The following is a 19,322-nucleotide window of genomic DNA, read 5'->3' as shown; positions in this document are numbered from 1 at the left end:
CGTGTGTTCAGCGACGCAGCGGCGGCAGCGGAAAGCGCGGCGCGGCGTCGCCCGGCTCGGGCTCGGTGCGATCGAGCGCATACAGCCACGCGAGCAGATCCGCGACGGCCTGGTAAAGCTGCGGCGGAATCCGGTCGTCGAGGTCGACCTGCATCAGCAGCGACACCATCTCCGGCGCGGTATGCACGTACAGCCCCGCATCGCGTGCCCGGGCGACGATCATTTCGGCGACCAGGCCGTATCCCTTCGCGACCACGCGCGGCGCGGCATCGCCGCCTTTCGGATCGTAGACGAGCGCGGCCGCGCGCTTGCGGGATGCCATGCTCATCGCGGCGTCTCGTCGTCGGCACCCGGCGTGCCGCCCGGCGCGCTGCGCGCATACGCGGCGGCAGCCGCGTGCGCGACGAGCGGGTCGAAGCCGTCCGGTTCGTCGCCGACCGCGCGGATCGACAGTCCGCCGAGCCGCAGCCCCGAACCCTCGAACCGCTGCCGCAGCGCGGCCTCGTGGCGCGTGAGCCGGTCGGCGCCCGCCGAATTCGCGCGCAGCCGCGCGACGAGTTGCGCGCCGTTCAACACCAGTTCCGCGTCGACCGTCCCGAGCGACGGCAGCGTCAGCGTCAGCCGCGTGCGCCACGCGATGCCGTCTCCCGCGTCGTCGCCGCCGCGCGACGCGTGGCCGCCGGAATCGTCGGGCTCGATCGTCCAGTCGAGCCGCGCGCCGGGCCACGCCTCGCCTGCCCAGCGGAACTGGTCGGTCGCCAGCGCGTCGAGCTGCTGCCGCACGATCGGCACGGCGGCCGGATGCACGGGAGCAGCCGATGCCTGCGCCTGCGGATCGGCCGACGCGGCCGCCAGTTCGGCGCGCGCGGGCGTCCAGCGTGCATCGGGATGGTCGCCGAGCGGGTCGGTCGTACCGGCCGTGTTCGACGCCATGCCCGGCCGAGCGGCCGCCGGCGCGTTCTGCGCGGGAGCGAGCGAGTGCGCAGCCGCACCGCCCGGCGCGGGCGCGCCCGGCTGCACGGCGGTTCGCGCGGCCGCCGGCAGCGGCAGACGCGGCGCGAGCAGTTCGTCGAGCACATCGGGCGCGTCTTGCTGCACGGCATCCGGGGCCGGCTGCACCGGCTCGGCCGTGAGGCGCGCCTGCGGTTCGCGCATCAGCGCGGCGAGCGGGCGCTGGCCGGCCAGCCACTGCGCGAGATGGGATTCGTAAAAGAGGCCGCTTTCGCTCACGGCCTGCGCGAGCGCCGCGCGCAGCGCGGCGACCGGCGGCGCGTCCGACGCGGCGCGCGCGGCCGCGACGTCGGACGCGGGCAATGCAGCGGAAGAAGAAGCGACAGGCGCAGCAGGACCCGCGGCCGGCTGTCCGTGCGGCGGCACGGCCGCCGCGCTCAGCAGCACGGACGGATCGGCCAGCAGCGGCGTACGCCCGGCGATCACGGGCGTCGCGGCCCCGCCCGAGCGCGAGATCGCGTCGAGCACGAGCGCGACGTCGGACAACGCGGTCTGCGCGGATGCCGGCGGCGCGACGGGCGAGCCGCCCGCCGGCGCCGCGGACGATGCGCCGGCGCCGGGCGTGCCGACCTGCGAGGCCGCCCCGCCGCCGGCCGACGGCGACACGGTGCCGCTCAGCAGGCTGTCGAGGCGGCTCGCCAGCACGGCGGCCGCAACGGAGTCGATACCGGTCATGATCGGAGCCTGCTCACCTCAGCCACATCGTTGCGAAGCCGGGCGCGGCAACCGCCGCCCCGGCAAACGGGCACTAGCCGCGCGCGCGGTAGAGATCGGTCAATACCTTGGTCGAGCGCCGCGCCTCGAACAGCGCGGACAGCCGCGCGACTTCCGGGCTCGCGAGATCGCGGATCGCGGCGTCGTCGGCGAGGATGCGGCGGATCAGCCCGAGCTTGCGGCCGAGGTCCGATTCGTCGAGCGCGACGCCCGGATCGGCCTCCTTCAACCCCTCGACGAGCCGCAGGAATTCGTCCTGCAACTCCGGCAGCGCGCTCCAGTCGGCACCGCGTGCCGCGCTCAGCATGCGGCCCGACACGGCCGCGAGCGCCTCGTAGCGGGCGAAGTATTCGGCCTTGAGATTCATCGCGCCGCGTCCGCCGCCTGTTGCGCGGTCATCCGCGCGACTTCGGGGGCGATGCCCGTCCACGCTTCCTCGAGCGTGGCGAGCAGTCCGTCGACCTCGACCAGCATCGCGTCGCTCGCATGCATGTTGGCTTCCAGCAAACGCCGGACGATATAGGCGTACAGCGCATCCAGGCGCCCGGCGATCTCGCCGCCCGCGTCGCGGTTCAGCGACGCCTGCAGCCCGCTCTCGACGATCCCGATCGCCTTGCCGATCGCTTCGCCGCGTGCGGGCACGTTGCCCTGCTGCAGGTGCATGCGCGCGAGCGCGATGGCCTGCCGCGCGCCCTGGTACAGCATCGCGATCAGCCGGTGCGGGGAGGCGCCCATCACCCCCGTCTCGACGCCGACACGCGCGTACGCACTGGCTCCAGCGTGTCCTGGGGAAAACATGCGCTTCTTCTCCTTGTGATGCGTTGGCTATGCGGAGGCCGCCGCCCTGCGTTGCACGACGCGGCCTTGTACCGGAGTTATCGGAAGGGAATTGAAAAGCTTTAGGCGCGCGGGCCGCCAGCCCGGCCGCCGCGGCGTGACCGGCTCGTCACACCGACATCTGCATGATGTCGTTGTACGCGCTCACGAGCTTGTTGCGGACCTGGAGCCCGAACTGGAAGCCGATGTTGGCCTTCTGCATGTCGACCATCACGTCGTTCAGCGACACGTTGGCCGCACCGACCTCGAACGCCTGCGCCTCGCCGAGCGCGTGCTGCTGGTCACCGCTGATCTTGTCGAGCGACGCCTTCATCGCGCTCGCGAACGTGCCGGCCGTCGCGGCGCCCGAGCCGGCGAGCGCAGCCGTCGGGCTCGCGACGCCGCCGCCCGCCTGCGCGGCCATCGCCTGCATCTGTTGCAACACCGAACCGATTCCGCTGACGTTGGCAGTCATGCTGTCCCCACACATAAGAGAAGAGACCCGGGCCCACCGGGCGTTTGCGCCGGCGCCGCACCATGCGCACCATGCCGGATCGCGAAAAAGGATAGCAGCGCGGCGCCCGCCAAAGCCGCGAAAGTACGGGGGAAACCCCGCTCTTTTCGGTCGATCGGAGTCGCCCCCGGATCCCGATAATCGCAACGTGTCATTGTCCGTCCGCTCGTCCGAGCGGCTCAGTCGTCCCGCTCCGGAGAAACTCCACGCATGGATTCGCAGGCCAACTCGCTGATCAACCCCGACGCCCGCACGGGCCTCGCCAGCCCGGTGCCAGGCGCCACCGCGGCCGCCGCGTTGCCGGGAGCAGGCGGCGCCGGCGCGGACTTCGGGTTCGGCGGTTTCGCGGAACGCATCCCCGGCATCTCGCGGATGAAGGGCAACCCGAAGCTGCCGTTCGTGATCGCCGTCGCGTTCGCGATCGCCGCGATCACCGCGCTCGTGCTGTGGAGCCGCGCGCCCGACTATCGCGTGCTGTACAGCAACCTGTCGGACCGCGACGGCGGCGCGATCATCGCCGCGCTCCAGCAGGCCAACGTTCCGTACAAGTTCGCCGACGCCGGCGGCGCGATCCTCGTGCCGTCGAACCAGGTGCATGAAACGCGCCTGAAGCTCGCCGCACTGGGCCTGCCCAAGGGCGGCTCGGTCGGCTTCGAGCTGATGGACAACCAGAAATTCGGCATCAGCCAGTTCGCCGAGCAGGTGAATTACCAGCGCGCGCTCGAAGGCGAGCTGCAGCGCACGATCGAATCGATCAACGCGGTGCGCGGCGCGCGCGTGCATCTCGCGATCCCGAAGCCGTCGGTGTTCGTGCGCGACAAGGAAGCGCCGAGCGCGTCGGTATTCGTCGACCTCTACCCGGGCCGCGTGCTCGACGAGGGCCAGGTGCAGGCGATCACGCGGATGGTGTCGTCCGGCGTGCCCGACATGCCGGCGAAGAACGTGACGATCGTCGACCAGGACGGCAACCTGCTGACGCAGACCGCGTCGGCCTCCGGCCTCGACGCGAGCCAGCTCAAGTACGTGCAGCAGGTCGAGCGCAATACGCAGAAGCGCATCGATTCGATCCTCGCGCCGATCTTCGGCACCGGCAACGCGCGCTCGCAGGTCAGCGCCGACATCGATTTCTCGAAGCTCGAGCAGACCTCGGAAAGCTACGGCCCGAACGGCACGCCGCAGCAGGCCGCGATCCGCAGCCAGCAAACCAGCAGCGCGACCGAGCTCGCGCAGGGCGGCGCATCGGGCGTGCCGGGCGCGCTGTCGAACACGCCGCCGCAGCCGGCCTCCGCGCCGATCGTCGCCGGCAACGGCCAGAATGGCGCGCAGTCGACGCCCGTCAGCGATCGCAAGGACCAGACCACCAACTACGAGCTCGACAAGACGATCCGCCACGTCGAGCAGCCGATGGGCAACGTGAAGCGGCTGTCGGTCGCCGTCGTCGTCAACTACCAGCCGGTCGCCGACGCGAAGGGCCACGTGACGATGCAGCCGCTGCCGCCCGCGAAGCTCGCGCAGATCGAGCAGCTCGTGAAGGACGCGATGGGCTACGACGAGAAGCGCGGCGATTCGGTGAACGTCGTGAACAGCGCGTTCTCGAGCGTCGGCGATCCGTACGCCGACCTGCCGTGGTGGCGCCAGCCGGACATGATCGCGATGGCGAAGGAAGCCGCGAAGTGGCTCGGCATCGCGGCAGCCGCGGCGGCGCTCTATTTCATGTTCGTGCGCCCGGCGATGCGCCGCGCGTTCCCGCCGCCCGAGCCGGTCGCCCCGGCGCTCGCGGCGCCGGACGATCCGGTCGCGCTCGACGGCCTGCCCGCCCCGGACAGGGCCGACGAGCCCGATCCGCTGCTGCTGGGCTTCGAGAACGAAAAGAACCGCTACGAACGCAACCTCGACTACGCGCGCACGATCGCCCGCCAGGATCCGAAGATCGTCGCCACCGTCGTGAAGAACTGGGTGTCCGATGAACGCTGAAGGCCTGACCAAGAGCGCACTGCTGCTGATGTCGATCGGCGAGGAAGAGGCCGCTGAAGTATTCAAGTTCCTCGCGCCGCGCGAGGTGCAGAAGATCGGCGCCGCGATGGCCGCGCTGAAGAACGTCACGCGCGAGCAGGTCGAGGGCGTGCTGCAGGAATTCGCGAAGGAAGCCGAGCAGCACACCGCGCTGTCGCTCGATTCCAGCGAGTACATCCGCTCGGTGCTGACCAAGGCGCTCGGCGAGGACAAGGCCGGCGTGCTGATCGACCGGATCCTGCAGGGCAGCGACACGAGCGGCATCGAGGGCCTGAAGTGGATGGACTCGGGCGCGGTGGCCGAACTGATCAAGAACGAGCATCCGCAGATCATCGCGACGATCCTCGTGCACCTCGACCGCGACCAGGCGTCCGAGATCGCGTCGTGCTTCACCGAGCGGCTGCGCAACGACGTGCTGCTGCGGATCGCGACGCTCGACGGCATCCAGCCGGCCGCGCTGCGCGAGCTCGACGACGTGCTCACCGGCCTGCTGTCCGGCAGCGACAACCTGAAGCGCAGCCCGATGGGCGGCATCCGCACCGCGGCCGAGATCCTCAACTTCATGACGAGCAATCATGAAGAAGGTGTGCTCGAAAGCGTGCGCCAGTACGACGCCGACCTCGCGCAGAAGATCGTCGACCAGATGTTCGTGTTCGAGAACCTGCTCGACCTCGAGGATCGCGCAATCCAGATGGTGCTGAAGGAAGTCGAGTCGGAAACGCTGATCATCGCGCTGAAGGGCGCGCCGCCCGCGCTGCGCCAGAAGTTCCTCGCGAACATGTCGCAACGCGCGGCCGAACTGCTCGCGGAGGATCTCGACGCACGCGGCCCGGTGCGCGTGTCGGAAGTCGAGACGCAGCAGCGCCGCATCCTGCAGATCGTGCGCAACCTCGCCGAGAGCGGTCAGATCGTGATCGGCGGCAAGGCGGAAGACGCATATGTCTGATTCCGTGCGCGATCGGGCCGCCACCCTCACCGCGTACCAGCGGTGGGAGATGGCGTCGTTCGATCCGCCGCCGCCCCCGCCGCCGCCCGACGACGCGGCCGCGGCCGCCGCCGCGCTCGCCGAGGAACTGCAGCGCGTGCGCGACGCCGCGCATGCCGAAGGCCATGCGGCCGGTCACGTCGAAGGCCAGGCGCTGGGTTACCAGGCCGGTTTCGACCAGGGCCGCGAGCAGGGTTTCGAGGCCGGCCAGGCCGAAGCCCGCGAACAGGCCGCGCAGCTCGCGGCGCTCGCCGCGTCGTTCCGCGAAGCCGTGTCGAGCGTCGAGCACGATCTCGCGTCCGATCTCGCGCAGCTCGCGCTCGACATCGCGCAGCAGGTCGTGCGCCAGCACGTGAAGCACGATCCCGCGGCGCTCGTCGCGGCCGTGCGCGACGTGCTCGCCGCCGAACCGGCGTTGTCCGGCGCGCCGCATCTCGCGGTGAATCCGGCCGACCTGCCCGTCGTCGAAGCCTATCTGCAGGACGATCTCGATACGCTCGGCTGGACCGTGCGCACCGACACGTCGATCGAGCGCGGCGGCTGCCGCGCGCACGCCGCGACGGGCGAGGTCGACGCGACGCTGCCCACCCGCTGGCAGCGCGTCGCCGCCGCGATCGGCAAGGTGAGCGCATGGTGACACCCACGCCCGAATCGATCCTGTACGACGGCATGACGCCGCTCGAGCGCGAACTCGCGCTCGCGTCGTTCGGCCCCGACGGCGCGCACGACTCCGCCCACGGCGCCGATCCGCACGCGGCACCCGCTGCGGACGACGCACCGCGCGCCCCGCACAATCCGCATCTCGCGCACTGGCGCACGCACCTGAACGGGCTCGCGACGCGCAGCCACCGCGCGCTGCCGCTGCGGCCGTGCGGGCGTCTCACGCGCGCTGCGGGCCTCGTGCTCGAGGCGATCGGGCTGCGCCTGTCGGTCGGCGCCGAATGCACGATCGAACTGCCGCCCGGCAGCACGCTGCCGCACGCGGAAGCGGAAGTCGTCGGGTTCTCCGGCGATCGCCTGTTCCTGATGCCGACCACCGATGTCGCCGGCGTGCTGCCCGGCGCGCGCGTGTGGCCGCGGGAAAGCGCCCCCGTCGCCGATCCGCTCGCGGGCGCCAAACGGCTGCCGGTCGGCTGGGAAATGCTCGGGCGTGTGGTCGACGCGTCGGGCCGCCCGCTCGACGGCCTCGGCCCGCTCGCGTCGAAGGTCGACGCAGCGCTGTCGGCGCCGTCGATCAACCCGCTCGATCGCGAGCCGATCCACAGCGTGCTCGACGTCGGCGTGCGCGCGATCAACGCGCTGCTCACCGTCGGCCGCGGGCAGCGGATGGGCCTGTTCGCGGGGTCCGGCGTCGGCAAGTCGGTGCTGCTCGGCACGATGGCGCGCTACACCAGCGCGGAAGTGATCGTGATCGGGCTGATCGGCGAACGCGGCCGCGAAGTGAAGGAATTCATCGAACAGATCCTCGGCGAGGACGGGCTCGCGCGCTCGGTCGTCGTCGCGGCGCCGGCCGACGTGTCGCCGCTGCTGCGGATGCAGGGCGCCGCCTACGCGACGTCGCTCGCCGAGTATTTCCGCGACCAGGGCAAGCACGTGCTGCTGCTGATGGATTCGCTGACGCGCTACGCGATGGCGCAGCGCGAGATCGCACTCGCGATCGGCGAGCCGCCCGCGACCAAGGGCTATCCGCCGTCGGTGTTCGCGAAGCTGCCCGCGCTCGTCGAGCGCACCGGCAACGGGCCCGAAGGCGGCGGCTCGATCACTGCGTTCTACACGGTGCTGACCGAAGGCGACGACCAGCAGGACCCGATCGCCGACTCGGCGCGCGCGATCCTCGACGGCCACATCGTGCTGTCGCGCGCGCTCGCCGAGGCCGGCCACTATCCGGCGATCGACATCGAGGCGTCGATCAGCCGCGCAATGACCGCGCTGATCGACGAAACGCATCTCGACCGCGTGCGGCAGTTCAAGCAGATGCTGTCGCGCTACCAGCGCAATCGCGACCTGATCGCGGTCGGCGCCTATGCACCGGGCCGCGACGCGCAGCTCGACCGCGCGATCGCGCTCTATCCGCGCATCGAATCGTTCCTGCAGCAGGGCTTTCGCGAATGCGCGCCGTTCGCGTCGAGCCTCGCCGGGCTCGATGCGCTGTTCGACGTACACGGAGGCTGATTCCGATGGCACACGGCTTTCCCCTTCAACTGCTGCTCGACCGCGCGCAGGAAGATCTCGACACGGCCACGAAGCAGCTCGGCACCGCGCAGCGCGACCGCACCGCGGCCGCCGAACAGCTCGACGCGCTGCTGCGCTATCGCGACGAATACCACGCGCGCTTTTCGCAGTCCGCGCAGCACGGGATGCCGGCCGGCAACTGGCGCAATTTCCAGGCGTTCATCGATACGCTCGACGCGGCGATCGCGCAGCAGCGCACCGTGCTGGCCGCGGCCGAACTGCGCATCGACGAGGCGCGCCCGAACTGGCAACAGAAGAAACGCACCGTCGGTTCATACGAAACCCTGCAGGCGCGCGGCGTCGCGCAGGAAACGCAGCGTGCCGCGAAGCGCGAACAGCGCGACGCCGACGAACACGCCGCGAAGATTCTGCGCATGCGGGCCGATGCGGCCCGCTCGGCGTAACCGCTCACCGCTTTCGAACGAGAGAATCGCCATGCCTCCCCTGCCCCTGCTCGGCGCGCTGCTCGACACCGCCGGCACCGCCATCAAGGCCGCGCGCGGCGCGGGTTCGTCCGCCGCCGCGACGTCCGCCGGCAACGATGCCGCAACCAGCCCGGCCGCCGTGCCGTTCGCGCAGACGCTGAAGCAAAGCGTCGGCACACGGCACGACGCGGCGAACGCCGGCAAGCCGGATACCGCGACGCAACAGGCGTCGTCGACGTCGCCCGCCGGCGCGAAGCCCGCCGACCGCGTCGACGACAAGTCGACCGACGACGCGAACGCGACGCCCAGCGCCGACGCCGCCGCGCTCGCCGCGGCCGCCGCCGTTCAGGCGCAACTGCAGGCGCGCGTGAACGACGGGGCGCCGGCCGGTGCCGCAGCCGATACCGCCGCCACGGCCGCGCAAACGACGGCCGTGTCCGGCCAACCCGACGCTACGGCCGCGCTGACGAATCATGCAAGCAAGGATGCGGCCGCCGAGCCGGCGTTGCCGGCGTCGGGTCGCGACGCGCTGCAAGCTGCGCTGGCGAAACTGACGGGCGGCGCGGGTGCGATCGCGATGCCCGCGACGGGCACGGCAGCAGCAACGGCCGCGACAGCGCCGGCATCGACGACGTCCGCATCGGCCGCCGCCGCGCCGCTGACGCCGAAAGTCCCGACCTTCGACCGCACGCTCGCCGACGCGAAAGGCGCGCTCGCGACGCAGCCGACGCCCACGCAAGCCACCGCCCAGGCGCTGCAGGCGGGCGCCGCCGGCCAGCCGACCGCGCATGCGCTCGCCGCCACCGAGGAAGCCGCCAGCCCGGCCGCCGACGCATCGGTCGCTGCCGCCGCAACGGCTGCGGCAGCCGCGCAGGCGAATCTGCAGGCATCGCCGGCCGCCAGCTCGGTCGCCGCGGCCAACGCCCACGTGCTGGCCCCGCATGTCGGCACCGCCGACTGGACCGACGCGCTGAGCCAGAAGGTCGTGTTCCTGTCGAATGCGCATCAGCAGAGCGCCGAGCTCACGCTGAACCCGCCGGACCTCGGCCCGCTGCAGGTCGTGCTGCGTGTCGCGGACAATCACGCGCATGCGCTGTTCGTCTCGCAGCACGCGCAGGTGCGCGACGCGGTCGAAGCCGCGCTGCCGAAGCTGCGCGAAGCGATGGAAGCGGGCGGGCTCGGCCTGGGCAGCGCGACCGTCAGCGACGGCGGCTTCGCGCAGCAGCAGCAGAACCCGCAACAGAGCTTCGCCGGCGGCCGGCCGTCGCCGCGCGCACGCGCCGGATCGTCAGCCGTCGATGCACCGGTCGACGCTGCGCAATCCGCAGCGGCCGGCGCGACCGTGAGCCGCGCGGGCCTCGTCGATACGTTCGCCTGAGCATCGCGCCGCTCGCGTGCCGGTGCGCGCCGCTCAGCGGCCGTGCACCGCCGCGGCCGCCTCGCCGCGCGGCACCGCGCCCTTGCGCGTCGCGACGATGAAGTCCGCCGCGCGTTCGCCGATCATCACCGACGGCGCATTCGTGTTCCCGCCGATCAGCGTCGGCATCACCGCCGCGTCCACCACCCGCAGCCCGTCGACACCCCGCACGCGCAGTTGCGGATCCACGACCGCGCGCACATCCGAACCCATCCGGCAGGTGCCGACCGGGTGATAGATCGTGTCGGCGTGCGCGACGATCGTCGCGCGCAGCTCGGCTTCGCTCTGGTCCGCCCGCGTGTACAGCTCGCGCCCGCCCTGCGACGCGAGCGGCGCCTGCGACAAGATCCGGCGCATCGCCTGCGCACCGCGCACGAGCAGGTCGAGATCGCGCGTATCGCTGAAGAAGCGCGGATCGATCAGCGGCGCGTCGCGCGCATCGCCGCTCGCGAGGGCGACCGTGCCACGGCTGAACGGGCGCAGCGCGCACACGTGCAGCGAATAGCCGAAGCCCCAGTGCATCTTGCGGTTGTGGTCATCGACGAGCGCCGTGCAGAAATGCAGTTGCAGGTCCGGTCGGTCGAGCGACGGATCGCTCTTGATGAAGCCGCCGGCCTCCGCGACGTTGCTCGTCATCATCCCCGTGCGGCTCGAGACATAGCGCGCGAGCGCCGGCGTCATCTTCGCGATGCCGCGCAGGCAGATGCCGACCAGCTCCGACGAATTCACGCGCGTGTTGATGATGAAGTCGATATGGTCGATCAGGTTGGCGCCGACGTCCGGCGCGTCCTGCACGATCGCGATCCCGTGCCGCCGGAGCTGCTCCGCCGGACCGATCCCCGAGCACATCAGCAGTTGCGGCGAATTGAACGCGCCGGCCGACAGAATCACCTCCGCCCGCGCGCCGAGCGTCTCGACGCGCCCGTCGCGCGACACCACGACGCCGACCGCGCGCTTGCCGTCGAAGCCGACGCGCAGCACCGTCGCATCGGTGATCACGTGCAGGTTCGGCCGGTTGCGGCCATAGATATACGCACGCGCGACGCTGCAGCGCGAGCCGTCGCGATGCGTGACCTGATAGAAGCCGACGCCTTCCTGCGTCGCGCCGTTGAAATCGTTGTTCAGCGGATAGCCGGCCGCGTGCGCGGCCTGGATGAATCGTTCGGAGAACGGATTGCGAAAGCGCAGATCGGACACCGTCAACGGGCCGTCCGCGCCGTGCCATGCATCGGCGCCGCGCGCGTTGCCTTCCGCGCGGCGGAAATACGGCAACACGTCCTGCCAGCCCCAGCCCGTCGCGCCGAGCTGGGCCCACTCGTCGTAGTCGCCCGGGTGGCCGCGCGTGTAGATCATCGCGTTGATCGCGCTCGAGCCGCCCATCCCGCGTCCGCGCGGTTGGTAGCCGCGCCGGCCGCCGAGGCCCGGCTGCGGCACCGTCTCGTAACCGTAGTTCGTGCCGAGCTTGAACGGCACGAGCGCCGCGATCCCCACCGGCATGTTGACGAGCAGGTTGCGCTCCGTGTGCGGGCCGGCCTCGATCAGCGCGATCGTCGCGTCGGGGCATGCATCGGCGAGGCGGCTGGCGACGCTCGAGCCGCCCGACCCGCCGCCCACGATGATGTAGTCGTATTGCATGTCACGTCTCCTTCGTGTCATGAACGGCGCCCGGCGCGGCCGGCTCCCGCTTGTAATGTTCGGGCATTGTAGGAATGGCCGTCGCGCGCGCGGCACGCCGATTCAAGAGCGATTCCTCTAAACGCCCGCGTGAACTAAATTTAAGATGTATCGATCGATGCGACGCGAGGCAGCGGCCGCCAGAAGCCGCGCCGCCGTGAAAAAAGGGAGACGATGATGCAGCGCGACGTTCTGCAGGCCGCGTGCCGACCGGGTGGTCCGGACGCACCGCGTGCGGCCCGCATTTCATTTCAAACGGACGCCCGAATGGTTGCGACCGGCACCGTGCGCGCGGCCGGTCGAAATCGAACAATGCAACGTATGGCCGACCGTTTGGATGGCTCGTCGAATGAGCGATCCGACCTGCCGGTGCGCGGGTCGCGACGCGCATCGCGCGGCCCCGCTTCGGTGTGCGCGCAAGCACCCGCAGCGTGCGATCGCGCGGCAGCCGGCAATCGCATCGGGCCGCACGCGCGCACCGTACAGCCCCGTTTTCGGACGCGAACACCGTCGCGCGGATACGACGCTTGCCGCACGCCGCACCCTGTTTTCACCCGCGCATCGCATCCGGCCCCGCGCCGCGCGACGCGCGCCACCCTGATCCGCCCCGCCACGCGCGCCGAGCGCTCACGTGCGGCCTGACTGCTGGCCGACGTGCCACGCCCCACTGGAGGAGACGACATGAAGAACGACCTGCCCGAACTGGCCCCGCAAGCGCTGCCGTCGGTCGATGCGCTGACGGCGCTGCTGCGCGACCAGCGCGCGGCCTACCTGCGCGCGCCCTATCCGGAGTGGGACACCCGCGCGCAGCACCTGCGCGCGCTGCGCACCATGCTGCTCGATCACGCGGATGCACTCGCCGACGCGATCAGCGCCGACTTCGGCCACCGCGCGAAGCAGGAAGTGCTGCTGTCGGAAATCTGGATGGCGAAGGAAGAGATCGACGACGCGCTCAAGCACGGCAAGCGCTGGATGAAGCCGATCAGCAAGCCGATGAACAAGTGGCTGCGGCCGGCGCGCGCGAAGGTGCTGCCGCAACCGCTCGGCGTGGTCGGCATCGTCGTGCCGTGGAACTATCCGATCCTGCTCGCGGCCGGGCCGCTGATCTGCGCGCTCGCGGCCGGCAACCGCGCGATCATCAAGATGTCCGAACTGACGCCGCGCACGTCGGCGTTGTTCGAGCAACTGATCGCGAAGACCTTCTCGCGCGACCACGTCGCGGTTGTGAACGGCGATGCCGAGATCGGCGCCGCGTTCAGCGCGCTGCCGTTCGATCATCTGCTGTTCACCGGCTCGACGCATGTCGGCCGCCACGTGATGCGCGCCGCGGCCGACAATCTCACGCCCGTCACGCTCGAACTCGGCGGCAAGTCGCCGGCGATCATCGGCCCGAATGCGCGCTTCGATGCCGCGGTCGACGCGATCATCGGCGGCAAGACGCTGAACGCGGGCCAGACCTGCATCGCGCCCGACTACGTGCTGCTGCCGCGCGGGATGGAAGCCGCGTTCATCGAGCGCGCGCGGGCGCGCTTCGCCAAGCTGTATCCGGACCTGTCGACCAACGGCGACTACACGACGATCGTGTCGCCGCGCCACTACGCGCGGCTGCAGCAGCTTGCGACCGACGCGCAGGCGGCCGGCGCGCAACTGCATCCGCTGTCGGACGCGCAGTCCGATCCCGCGTCGCGCCGCTTCGTGCCGTGCGCGGTCACGCACGTGCCGGCCGCGTCGCAGCTGATGCAGGAGGAAATCTTCGGGCCCTTGCTGCCGCTCGTGCCGTACGAGCGGCTCGACGAGGCGATCGCGTACGTGAATGCGCGCCCGCGCCCGCTTGCGCTGTATCTGTTCGACGAGGATGGCGGCACGGTCGATCGCGTGATGCGCGAAACGATCTCGGGCGGCGTGACCGTCAACGACGCGCTGCTGCACATCGCGTGCGGCAGCTTGCCGTTCGGCGGCGTCGGCGCGAGCGGGATGGGTGCGTATCACGGCTACGACGGCTTCGTGACGTTCTCGAAGATGAAGCCCGTGCTCACGCAGGCGCGCCTGAATACTCGCGGGCTGATCGCACCGCCTTACGGCAGGCGCTTCGCCGCGGTGATCCGGATGATGCTGAAGTTCTGAGCGATGCGGGCCGCGCGCAATGCGTGGCGGCCCGCGCTGAACACGCCGCGCGGCGACGCTGCCGCGCGCGCCGTCACACGGGCCAGAGCGGCCCTTCCTGCATCGCGCCGATCTGCTCGCGCAGCTCGAGTACGCGTGCTTCCCAGTAGCGATGCGTGTTGAACCACGGGAACGCGGCCGGAAACGCCGGATCGTCCCAGCGGCGCGCAAGCCAGGCCGCGTAGTGGATCAACCGCAGCGTGCGCAGCGCTTCGACCAGATGCAGTTCGCGCGGCTCGAATTCGCAGAAGTCCTCATAACCGGCGAGCAGGTCCGCTAGCGCGCGCGATGCGCCTTCGCGATCGCCCGGCAGCAGCAGCCACAGGTCCTGAACCGCCGGCGCCATCCGGCTGTCGTCGAAGTCGACGAAATGCGGCCCCGCGTCGGTCCACAGCACGTTGCTCGGATGGCAATCGCCGTGCGTGCGCAGCAGGCGGATTTCGCCCGCACGCTCGAACGCGGCCTCGACGCCTTCCAGCGCGAGCGTGACCGCCGTCTCGTACGCAGGACGTACATCGTCGGGAATGAAATCGTGCGCGAGCAGGTAGTCGCGCGGCTCGTAGCCGAACGTGCGGATGTCGAGCACCGGACGCGCGACGTAAGGCTGCGTCGCGCCCACCGCGTGAATGCGGCCGATGAAGCGGCCGAGCCATTCGAGCGTGTCGCTGCGGTCGAGATCGGGCGCGCGGCCGCCGCGCCGCTCGAAGATCGAGAAGCGGAAGCCGTCGAACGCGTGCAGCGTGCGGCCGTCGAAGGCGGTCGCGGGCACCACCGGAATCTCGCGCGCGGCAAGTTCGGCGACGAATGCGTGTTCTTCGAGGATCGCGTCGTCCGACCATCGCTCGGGCCGGTAGAACTTCGCGACGACGGGCGGGCCGTCTTCGATGCCGACCTGATAGACGCGGTTCTCGTAGCTGTTGAGGGCGAGCATGCGCCCGTCGGTGCGCAGCCCGGCCGGCATCAGCACGCTGTCGAGCGCGTCGAGCACGCACTCGGGCGTGAGGCCGGCGAACGGCGGGCCGGCGGGAGCAGCGGGGGCGGAAGTGGCGTCTGTCATGCCCCGCATTGTGCCGTCAGCCGCGCCGAAACACGAGCGTCCGATGCGGCGCGCGTGCTCAGTGGATCGCGGCGCCGGCCGGCAGCACGGATTCGCCGGTGTCGATCAGATCCTCGAGAAAGAACGGCTCGGTGTTGAGTTCTTTCGACTCGCCCGGCACGCCCGCGTACCAGGTCACCATGGCCATGTCGCCCAGAAGGCGCTGGACGATGCCGCGCGCGCCCTTGGGCACCGCGATATGGGTAGTGCAGACAATCGACCCGACATGCATGATGGTTCCCCACTCTTGAATCTTGAAACCCGGCCCGCTGACGAGCCGGCAAATGCACGATCCGCGCCGCCCTCGGCGGGGTGTTGCGCATGATCCCATTGTTCACGGTTTATCGAAGCGCGAAAAGAAGAAGAAGCGGGCGAAGTGCCGCGAATTCGTCGAATGTCTCCAATCAACCACTGCGTCGCGCGTGCGCTTGCACGGGCGGATACCCCCATCATACCCTGTCGAATGTGACTGTCCGCCGAATCGCGCCGGGCATGCGATCCACACGCGAATTGCGCGATGCACGTATCGTCTGGCCTTTGCTCCGGCCGTCGTGATATCGCGCGTGACCGCATCCGACGGAACCACGCTCCCGGCCGCGCAGAGCAATGCCTCCCCGCCCTATCTCGAACGCGGCTCGCGCAACGACTCGCGCGCGAGCGTCGCGGTACTGTTTGCGGGCTTCGTGTCGAAAGGTGCGAGCCGCCACTGGTTGATGACGATGTCGCTGGTGCTGTCGTCGCTGCGCACGCTCGTCGCCGCCTTCACGCCGCACTAATGTCAGATGCTCATGCTGCGTGCGCGCGCCGGCGTGCTCGCGGTCGGCATGGCCGCGCCTACGCGAACGCGGCGGCATCACATGACGTTCCCGCACGCAACCGAGTCTTTGCGCAGACAGTTGCGCCGGATGGCCGCGTTGCGGTACCGTTGACGCTCATCCGCGTTCAAGCGCATTTCGACACGATGCATCCGTTCACGTCCGCACTCGCTCAATCCCGGCCGCAGTTCGACTCGCGGCCGCAGGCGTGCGCGCATCCGTCGGTCCTTCCTCCTCCTGTCGCACCGCCGCTCGTCGGCGCCGCGCCGCCCCCGCCGGCGGCACGCGTCGGCTGACCAGCCGGCTTTCGCTTTTTCGTTTTCCATTCGCCCGTGTGCAGCCGTTCGTGCGTCGTCACGCACGGCGCGTTGCCGCGCGCGCGACATGGAACGTATCGATCCGTTCGACAGGTGGATTCACATGGTTTCGTTCAAACGCGCGCTCGCCGCGCATGGCGTGACGTCGCTCTTCGTGCTGCTGTGGAGCAGCGGCGCGATCTTCGCTGAACTCGGTCTGCGTCACGCATCCGCGTTCGTCTTTCTCACCGCACGTTTCGCGCTCGCGTCACTCGTGCTGCTCGTCCTGGCCGTCATGCGCGGCCGCTGGCTGCCGCCGCGCGGCGAGCGGCGCATGGCCGCGCTGACCGGCCTGCTGATGATGGGCGGCTATTCGATCTTCTACCTGCTCGCGCTCGATCAGGGGATCGCACCGGGCGTGCTCGCGACGATCCTCGGCGTGCAGCCGATCGTCACGCTCGCGATGGTCGAGCGACGCTGGCAACCGATGCGCGTCGCGGGGCTCGCGCTGTCGCTCGCCGGCCTCGCGCTCGTCGTGTGCCGCGGCGTGGGCGGCGCCGGCCTGCCGATCATCGGCATCGCCTGCGCGCTCACGGCGCTCGCCGCGCTGACCGTCGGCTCACTGCTGCAAAAGCGCGTGCGCGCCGCGCCCGGCGACGTGCTGCCGCTGCAGAACGCGATCGGCCTCGCGTTGTGCGTGGCGATCCTGCCGTTCCGGCCTATCTCGCTCGATGCGAGCTGGGCGTTCGTCGTGCCGCTGCTGTGGCTGGGCATCGTGATCTCGGTGATCGCGCAGTTGCTGTTCTACCGGTTGATGCAGCGCGGCGATCTCGTCAACGTGACGAGCCTGTTCTATCTCGTGCCCGTCGTCACCACGCTGATGGATGCCGTCTGGCTCGGTAACCGGCCGGCGCCGCTCGCGCTCGCCGGCATGGCGGCGATCGTCGCGGGGCTCGTGCTCGTGTTTCGCACACCGGCCGCTCGCGCGCAACCCGAGCGCGCGTAAGCGGACGGCCGCCGCACCCGCGGGTGCGGCGGCCCGCCTCGAACATGTACGACGTTCGCGCGCAAACGGAAAGGAGCCGGAAAGCCATGCGCAAGGCATTCGTCTGATTCCCCGGGGAAATGCAGAATTCCCGGGGTTTCCGCATACTTTTAATGGTTCGGATAGCGAAAAACGCTGCGCGGTTGCCTATACTCGAACTGCCGGCCCCACTCGCAATCGGTCCGGCACATATTAGAAATGCCCGGCATGGGGCGGGTACAGGCGCGTGCGCCTGCGCCGGCCGACTATGGAGACACGCATGACGACCTATTTCACGATCGGCGACTTCATCCTGTTGATTCCGATGGCGCTGGCCGGCGCGCTATTTCTCGGCGCGGTGCCCTGCGCGACCCAATTCCGCCACAACCTGCTGCGCGTGCTCGGCGTGATGCTCGGCGTCGGCGTTGCGGTGTTGCTCGTCGAAGGCCTTCCCGCACTGCTGTAGCGACGCGTTCGCGCGCCGGTCACATCGCTGCACCGCAGCGACGTGACGGCTTGCTTGCGTGCGCCGCGATAAGGGATGCGATCGTTCGCATTCCGTATCGACTGTCCTCGCTACCGGTCAGATCGCCTGATCGGTGGACGGCTTTTCCCACAGATTGATGCCGCCTTCGGTCGCATGACGGTCGATCTCCGCGAGTTCGTCGGCCGAGAACTCGAGGTTCTTCAGCGCGCCGACGTTTTCACGCACCTGCTCCGCGCGGCTCGCACCGATCAGCGCCGACGTCACGCGACCATTGCGCAGCACCCACGCGAGCGCCATCTGCGCGAGGCTTTGCCCGCGCCGCTGCGCGATGCCGTTGAGCTTGCGCACGTGCTCGAGGTTGTCCGCGCTCAGATGGTCCTGTTTCAGCGAACCGCCGCCCGGCTTGTTCACCCGCGCATCGGCCGGCACGCCGTTCAGGTATTTCGACGTCAGCAACCCCTGCGCGAGCGGCGTGAACGCGATGCTGCCCGTGCCGATCTCGTCGAGCGTCCCGAGCAGATCCTGCTCGATCCAGCGGTTCAGCATGTTGTACGAAGGCTGGTGGATCAGCAGCGGCACCTGGTATTGCGCGAGCAGTTCGGCCATCTCGCGCGTCTTCGCGGCCGAATACGACGAGATGCCGATGTACAGCGCCTTGCCCTGCCGCACGGCCGACGCGAGCGCGCCGGCCGTTTCCTCGAGCGGCGTGTGCGCGTCGAAACGATGCGAATAGAAGATGTCGACGTAGTCGAGGCCCATTCGCTGCAGGCTCTGGTCGAGGCTCGCGAGCACGTACTTGCGCGATCCGCCGCCGCTGCCGTACGGCCCCGGCCACATGTCCCAGCCGGCCTTCGTCGAGATCAGCAGCTCGTCGCGGTACGGCCGGAAATCTTCCTTCAGCAGCCGGCCGAAATTGGTTTCGGCGCTGCCGTACGGCGGCCCGTAGTTGTTCGCCAGGTCGAAGTGATTGATGCCGAGATCGAACGCGGTGCGCAGGATGTCGCGCTGCGTGTCGATCGGCGTCGAGTCGCCGAAGTTGTGCCACAGACCGAGCGACAGCGCGGGCAGTTTGAGCCCGGATTTGCCGCAGGTGCGGTATTGCATGTCGGCATAACGTTCGGAAGCTGCTTCATAGGCCATGGGTCGGTTCCGTCAGGACGTCGGGGGAAGGGACGCGCGCCGCACGCGAGCATCGCGCGCCGGCGGCGAAGGAAACAACGACGGCTATGGTAGCGAACGCGGCGCGAGCCTGCACGGCAATGGACGCGACCGCGCGCGTCGCCTACACTGCGCCGTCTCGAATCACCGTTACAGCGAGGTTGGTATGTCCCGGGTCATCTCGGTTGCACTGCTCGTCGGCGGCGTCGTGCTGCTGTATTTCGGCGGCCAGTCGTTCCATTCGATCAACGACAACATGTCGCGCTTCTTCACCGGCTCGCCCGCCACGAAGACGATCCTGCTGATCGCGGGCGGCGCCGTCGCGTCGCTGATAGGCCTGATCGGCCTCGCGATGCCGGGCAACAAGCGCTGATCTAGCAGCCGCGCGGCGCGCGACGACTCGCGGTGCGCGGCGCGCGAGCGAGCGGTTCAAAACGCAACGGGCGGCCCAGGCCGCCCGTTTCTTCATCCGCCCACGCGGC

Annotated in this window: 20 protein-coding genes; 11 read left to right on the top strand and 9 right to left on the bottom strand. The window is 69.9% G+C overall.

Annotated elements, in window-relative coordinates:
- Window positions 1-7 precede the first annotated feature (7 nt).
- The 5 genes from SB771_RS24300 to fliE all read right to left on the bottom strand — a co-directional run bounded on the left by SB771_RS24300 (window position 8) and on the right by fliE (window position 3,016).
- Complete coding sequence (locus SB771_RS24300) at window positions 8-328, bottom strand: EscU/YscU/HrcU family type III secretion system export apparatus switch protein (protein ID WP_165752180.1); 321 nt, start codon at window positions 326-328, stop codon at window positions 8-10.
- Window positions 325-1,686, bottom strand: coding sequence for a flagellar hook-length control protein FliK (locus SB771_RS24295; RefSeq protein ID WP_175662011.1), 1,362 nt, complete (start codon window positions 1,684-1,686; stop codon window positions 325-327). The genes SB771_RS24300 and SB771_RS24295 overlap by 4 nt, the downstream gene beginning before the upstream one ends.
- Before the next feature lie 73 nt (window positions 1,687-1,759).
- Window positions 1,760-2,092 (bottom strand): flagellar protein FliT, encoded by a 333-nt coding sequence (locus SB771_RS24290; protein ID WP_175662010.1) that lies wholly within the window; start codon window positions 2,090-2,092, stop codon window positions 1,760-1,762.
- Window positions 2,089-2,523 (bottom strand): flagellar export chaperone FliS, encoded by a 435-nt coding sequence (fliS, locus tag SB771_RS24285; protein WP_105831985.1) that lies wholly within the window; start codon window positions 2,521-2,523, stop codon window positions 2,089-2,091. Before fliS ends, SB771_RS24290 begins: the two co-directional genes overlap by 4 nt.
- Before the next feature lie 148 nt (window positions 2,524-2,671).
- Window positions 2,672-3,016 (bottom strand): flagellar hook-basal body complex protein FliE, encoded by a 345-nt coding sequence (fliE, locus tag SB771_RS24280; protein WP_006761724.1) that lies wholly within the window; start codon window positions 3,014-3,016, stop codon window positions 2,672-2,674.
- 249 nt (window positions 3,017-3,265) lie between these two features.
- On the opposite strand from fliE, the gene fliF reads away from it, so the two are divergent.
- The 6 genes from fliF to SB771_RS24250 are packed head-to-tail and all read left to right on the top strand — an operon-like array spanning window position 3,266 to window position 10,088.
- Window positions 3,266-5,029: a flagellar basal-body MS-ring/collar protein FliF gene (gene fliF, locus SB771_RS24275; RefSeq protein ID WP_175662009.1), complete on the top strand. Its 1,764-nt coding sequence runs from the start codon at window positions 3,266-3,268 to the stop codon at window positions 5,027-5,029.
- Window positions 5,019-6,014, top strand: coding sequence for a flagellar motor switch protein FliG (fliG, locus tag SB771_RS24270; protein WP_006753019.1), 996 nt, complete (start codon window positions 5,019-5,021; stop codon window positions 6,012-6,014). The genes fliF and fliG overlap by 11 nt, the downstream gene beginning before the upstream one ends.
- Window positions 6,007-6,690 carry a flagellar assembly protein FliH gene (fliH, locus tag SB771_RS24265; RefSeq protein ID WP_006761727.1) on the top strand — a complete coding sequence of 228 codons (684 nt, stop codon included), beginning with the start codon at window positions 6,007-6,009 and terminating at the stop codon, window positions 6,688-6,690. The genes fliG and fliH overlap by 8 nt, the downstream gene beginning before the upstream one ends.
- Window positions 6,684-8,225: a flagellar protein export ATPase FliI gene (gene fliI, locus SB771_RS24260; RefSeq protein ID WP_175662008.1), complete on the top strand. Its 1,542-nt coding sequence runs from the start codon at window positions 6,684-6,686 to the stop codon at window positions 8,223-8,225. Before fliH ends, fliI begins: the two co-directional genes overlap by 7 nt.
- A gap of 5 nt (window positions 8,226-8,230) precedes the next feature.
- Window positions 8,231-8,689, top strand: coding sequence for a flagellar export protein FliJ (fliJ, locus tag SB771_RS24255; RefSeq protein WP_011658179.1), 459 nt, complete (start codon window positions 8,231-8,233; stop codon window positions 8,687-8,689).
- Between the two features lie 31 nt (window positions 8,690-8,720).
- Entirely contained in the window at window positions 8,721-10,088 is a 1,368-nt protein-coding gene (locus SB771_RS24250; protein ID WP_175662007.1) for a flagellar hook-length control protein FliK, read from the top strand.
- 33 nt (window positions 10,089-10,121) lie between these two features.
- Here SB771_RS24250 and SB771_RS24245 read toward each other — a convergent pair whose 3' ends face one another.
- Entirely contained in the window at window positions 10,122-11,762 is a 1,641-nt protein-coding gene (locus SB771_RS24245; protein WP_175662006.1) for a GMC family oxidoreductase, read from the bottom strand.
- Window positions 11,763-12,482: 720 nt separating this feature from the next.
- On the opposite strand from SB771_RS24245, the gene SB771_RS24240 reads away from it, so the two are divergent.
- On the top strand, window positions 12,483-13,925 hold the full coding sequence (locus SB771_RS24240) for a coniferyl aldehyde dehydrogenase (protein ID WP_011658182.1): 1,443 nt from the start codon (window positions 12,483-12,485) through the stop codon (window positions 13,923-13,925).
- Between the two features lie 73 nt (window positions 13,926-13,998).
- On the opposite strand, the gene SB771_RS24235 is transcribed toward SB771_RS24240, so the two are convergent.
- Together SB771_RS24235 and SB771_RS24230 are read right to left on the bottom strand one after the other, a co-directional pair.
- A complete protein-coding gene (locus SB771_RS24235) occupies window positions 13,999-15,021 on the bottom strand; it encodes a serine/threonine protein kinase (RefSeq protein ID WP_175662005.1) in 1,023 nt (340 codons plus the stop codon).
- Between the two features lie 58 nt (window positions 15,022-15,079).
- The gene (locus tag SB771_RS24230) at window positions 15,080-15,292 is read right to left on the bottom strand and encodes a hypothetical protein (protein WP_006753011.1); all 213 of its coding nucleotides are present in this window, start codon (window positions 15,290-15,292) and stop codon (window positions 15,080-15,082) included.
- A gap of 331 nt (window positions 15,293-15,623) precedes the next feature.
- Here SB771_RS24230 and SB771_RS24225 point away from each other — a divergent pair, with 331 nt between their 5' ends.
- The 3 genes from SB771_RS24225 (at window position 15,624) to SB771_RS24215 (ending at window position 17,661) form a co-directional block, all read left to right on the top strand.
- On the top strand, window positions 15,624-15,836 hold the full coding sequence (locus SB771_RS24225; RefSeq protein ID WP_410721232.1) for a hypothetical protein: 213 nt from the start codon (window positions 15,624-15,626) through the stop codon (window positions 15,834-15,836).
- 459 nt (window positions 15,837-16,295) lie between these two features.
- Window positions 16,296-17,177 (top strand): DMT family transporter, encoded by an 882-nt coding sequence (locus SB771_RS24220; RefSeq protein ID WP_175662004.1) that lies wholly within the window; start codon window positions 16,296-16,298, stop codon window positions 17,175-17,177.
- A 298-nt stretch (window positions 17,178-17,475) separates the two neighbouring features.
- Window positions 17,476-17,661 (top strand): hypothetical protein, encoded by a 186-nt coding sequence (locus SB771_RS24215; RefSeq protein ID WP_011658187.1) that lies wholly within the window; start codon window positions 17,476-17,478, stop codon window positions 17,659-17,661.
- A 117-nt stretch (window positions 17,662-17,778) separates the two neighbouring features.
- Here SB771_RS24215 and mgrA read toward each other — a convergent pair whose 3' ends face one another.
- Window positions 17,779-18,822 carry an L-glyceraldehyde 3-phosphate reductase gene (gene mgrA, locus SB771_RS24210; RefSeq protein WP_011658188.1) on the bottom strand — a complete coding sequence of 348 codons (1,044 nt, stop codon included), beginning with the start codon at window positions 18,820-18,822 and terminating at the stop codon, window positions 17,779-17,781.
- Window positions 18,823-19,006: 184 nt separating this feature from the next.
- On the opposite strand from mgrA, the gene SB771_RS24205 reads away from it, so the two are divergent.
- The gene (locus tag SB771_RS24205) at window positions 19,007-19,213 is read left to right on the top strand and encodes a DUF3185 family protein (protein ID WP_006753007.1); all 207 of its coding nucleotides are present in this window, start codon (window positions 19,007-19,009) and stop codon (window positions 19,211-19,213) included.
- The last annotated feature ends 109 nt before the right edge of the window (window positions 19,214-19,322 follow it).

It is taken from the genome of Burkholderia sp. SIMBA_051, assembly GCF_046534915.1.
GTDB lineage: Bacteria > Pseudomonadota > Gammaproteobacteria > Burkholderiales > Burkholderiaceae > Burkholderia > Burkholderia ambifaria.
The sequence above is the reverse complement of the archived record's forward strand: the minus strand, read 5'-3'. Positions and strand labels throughout refer to the sequence as shown.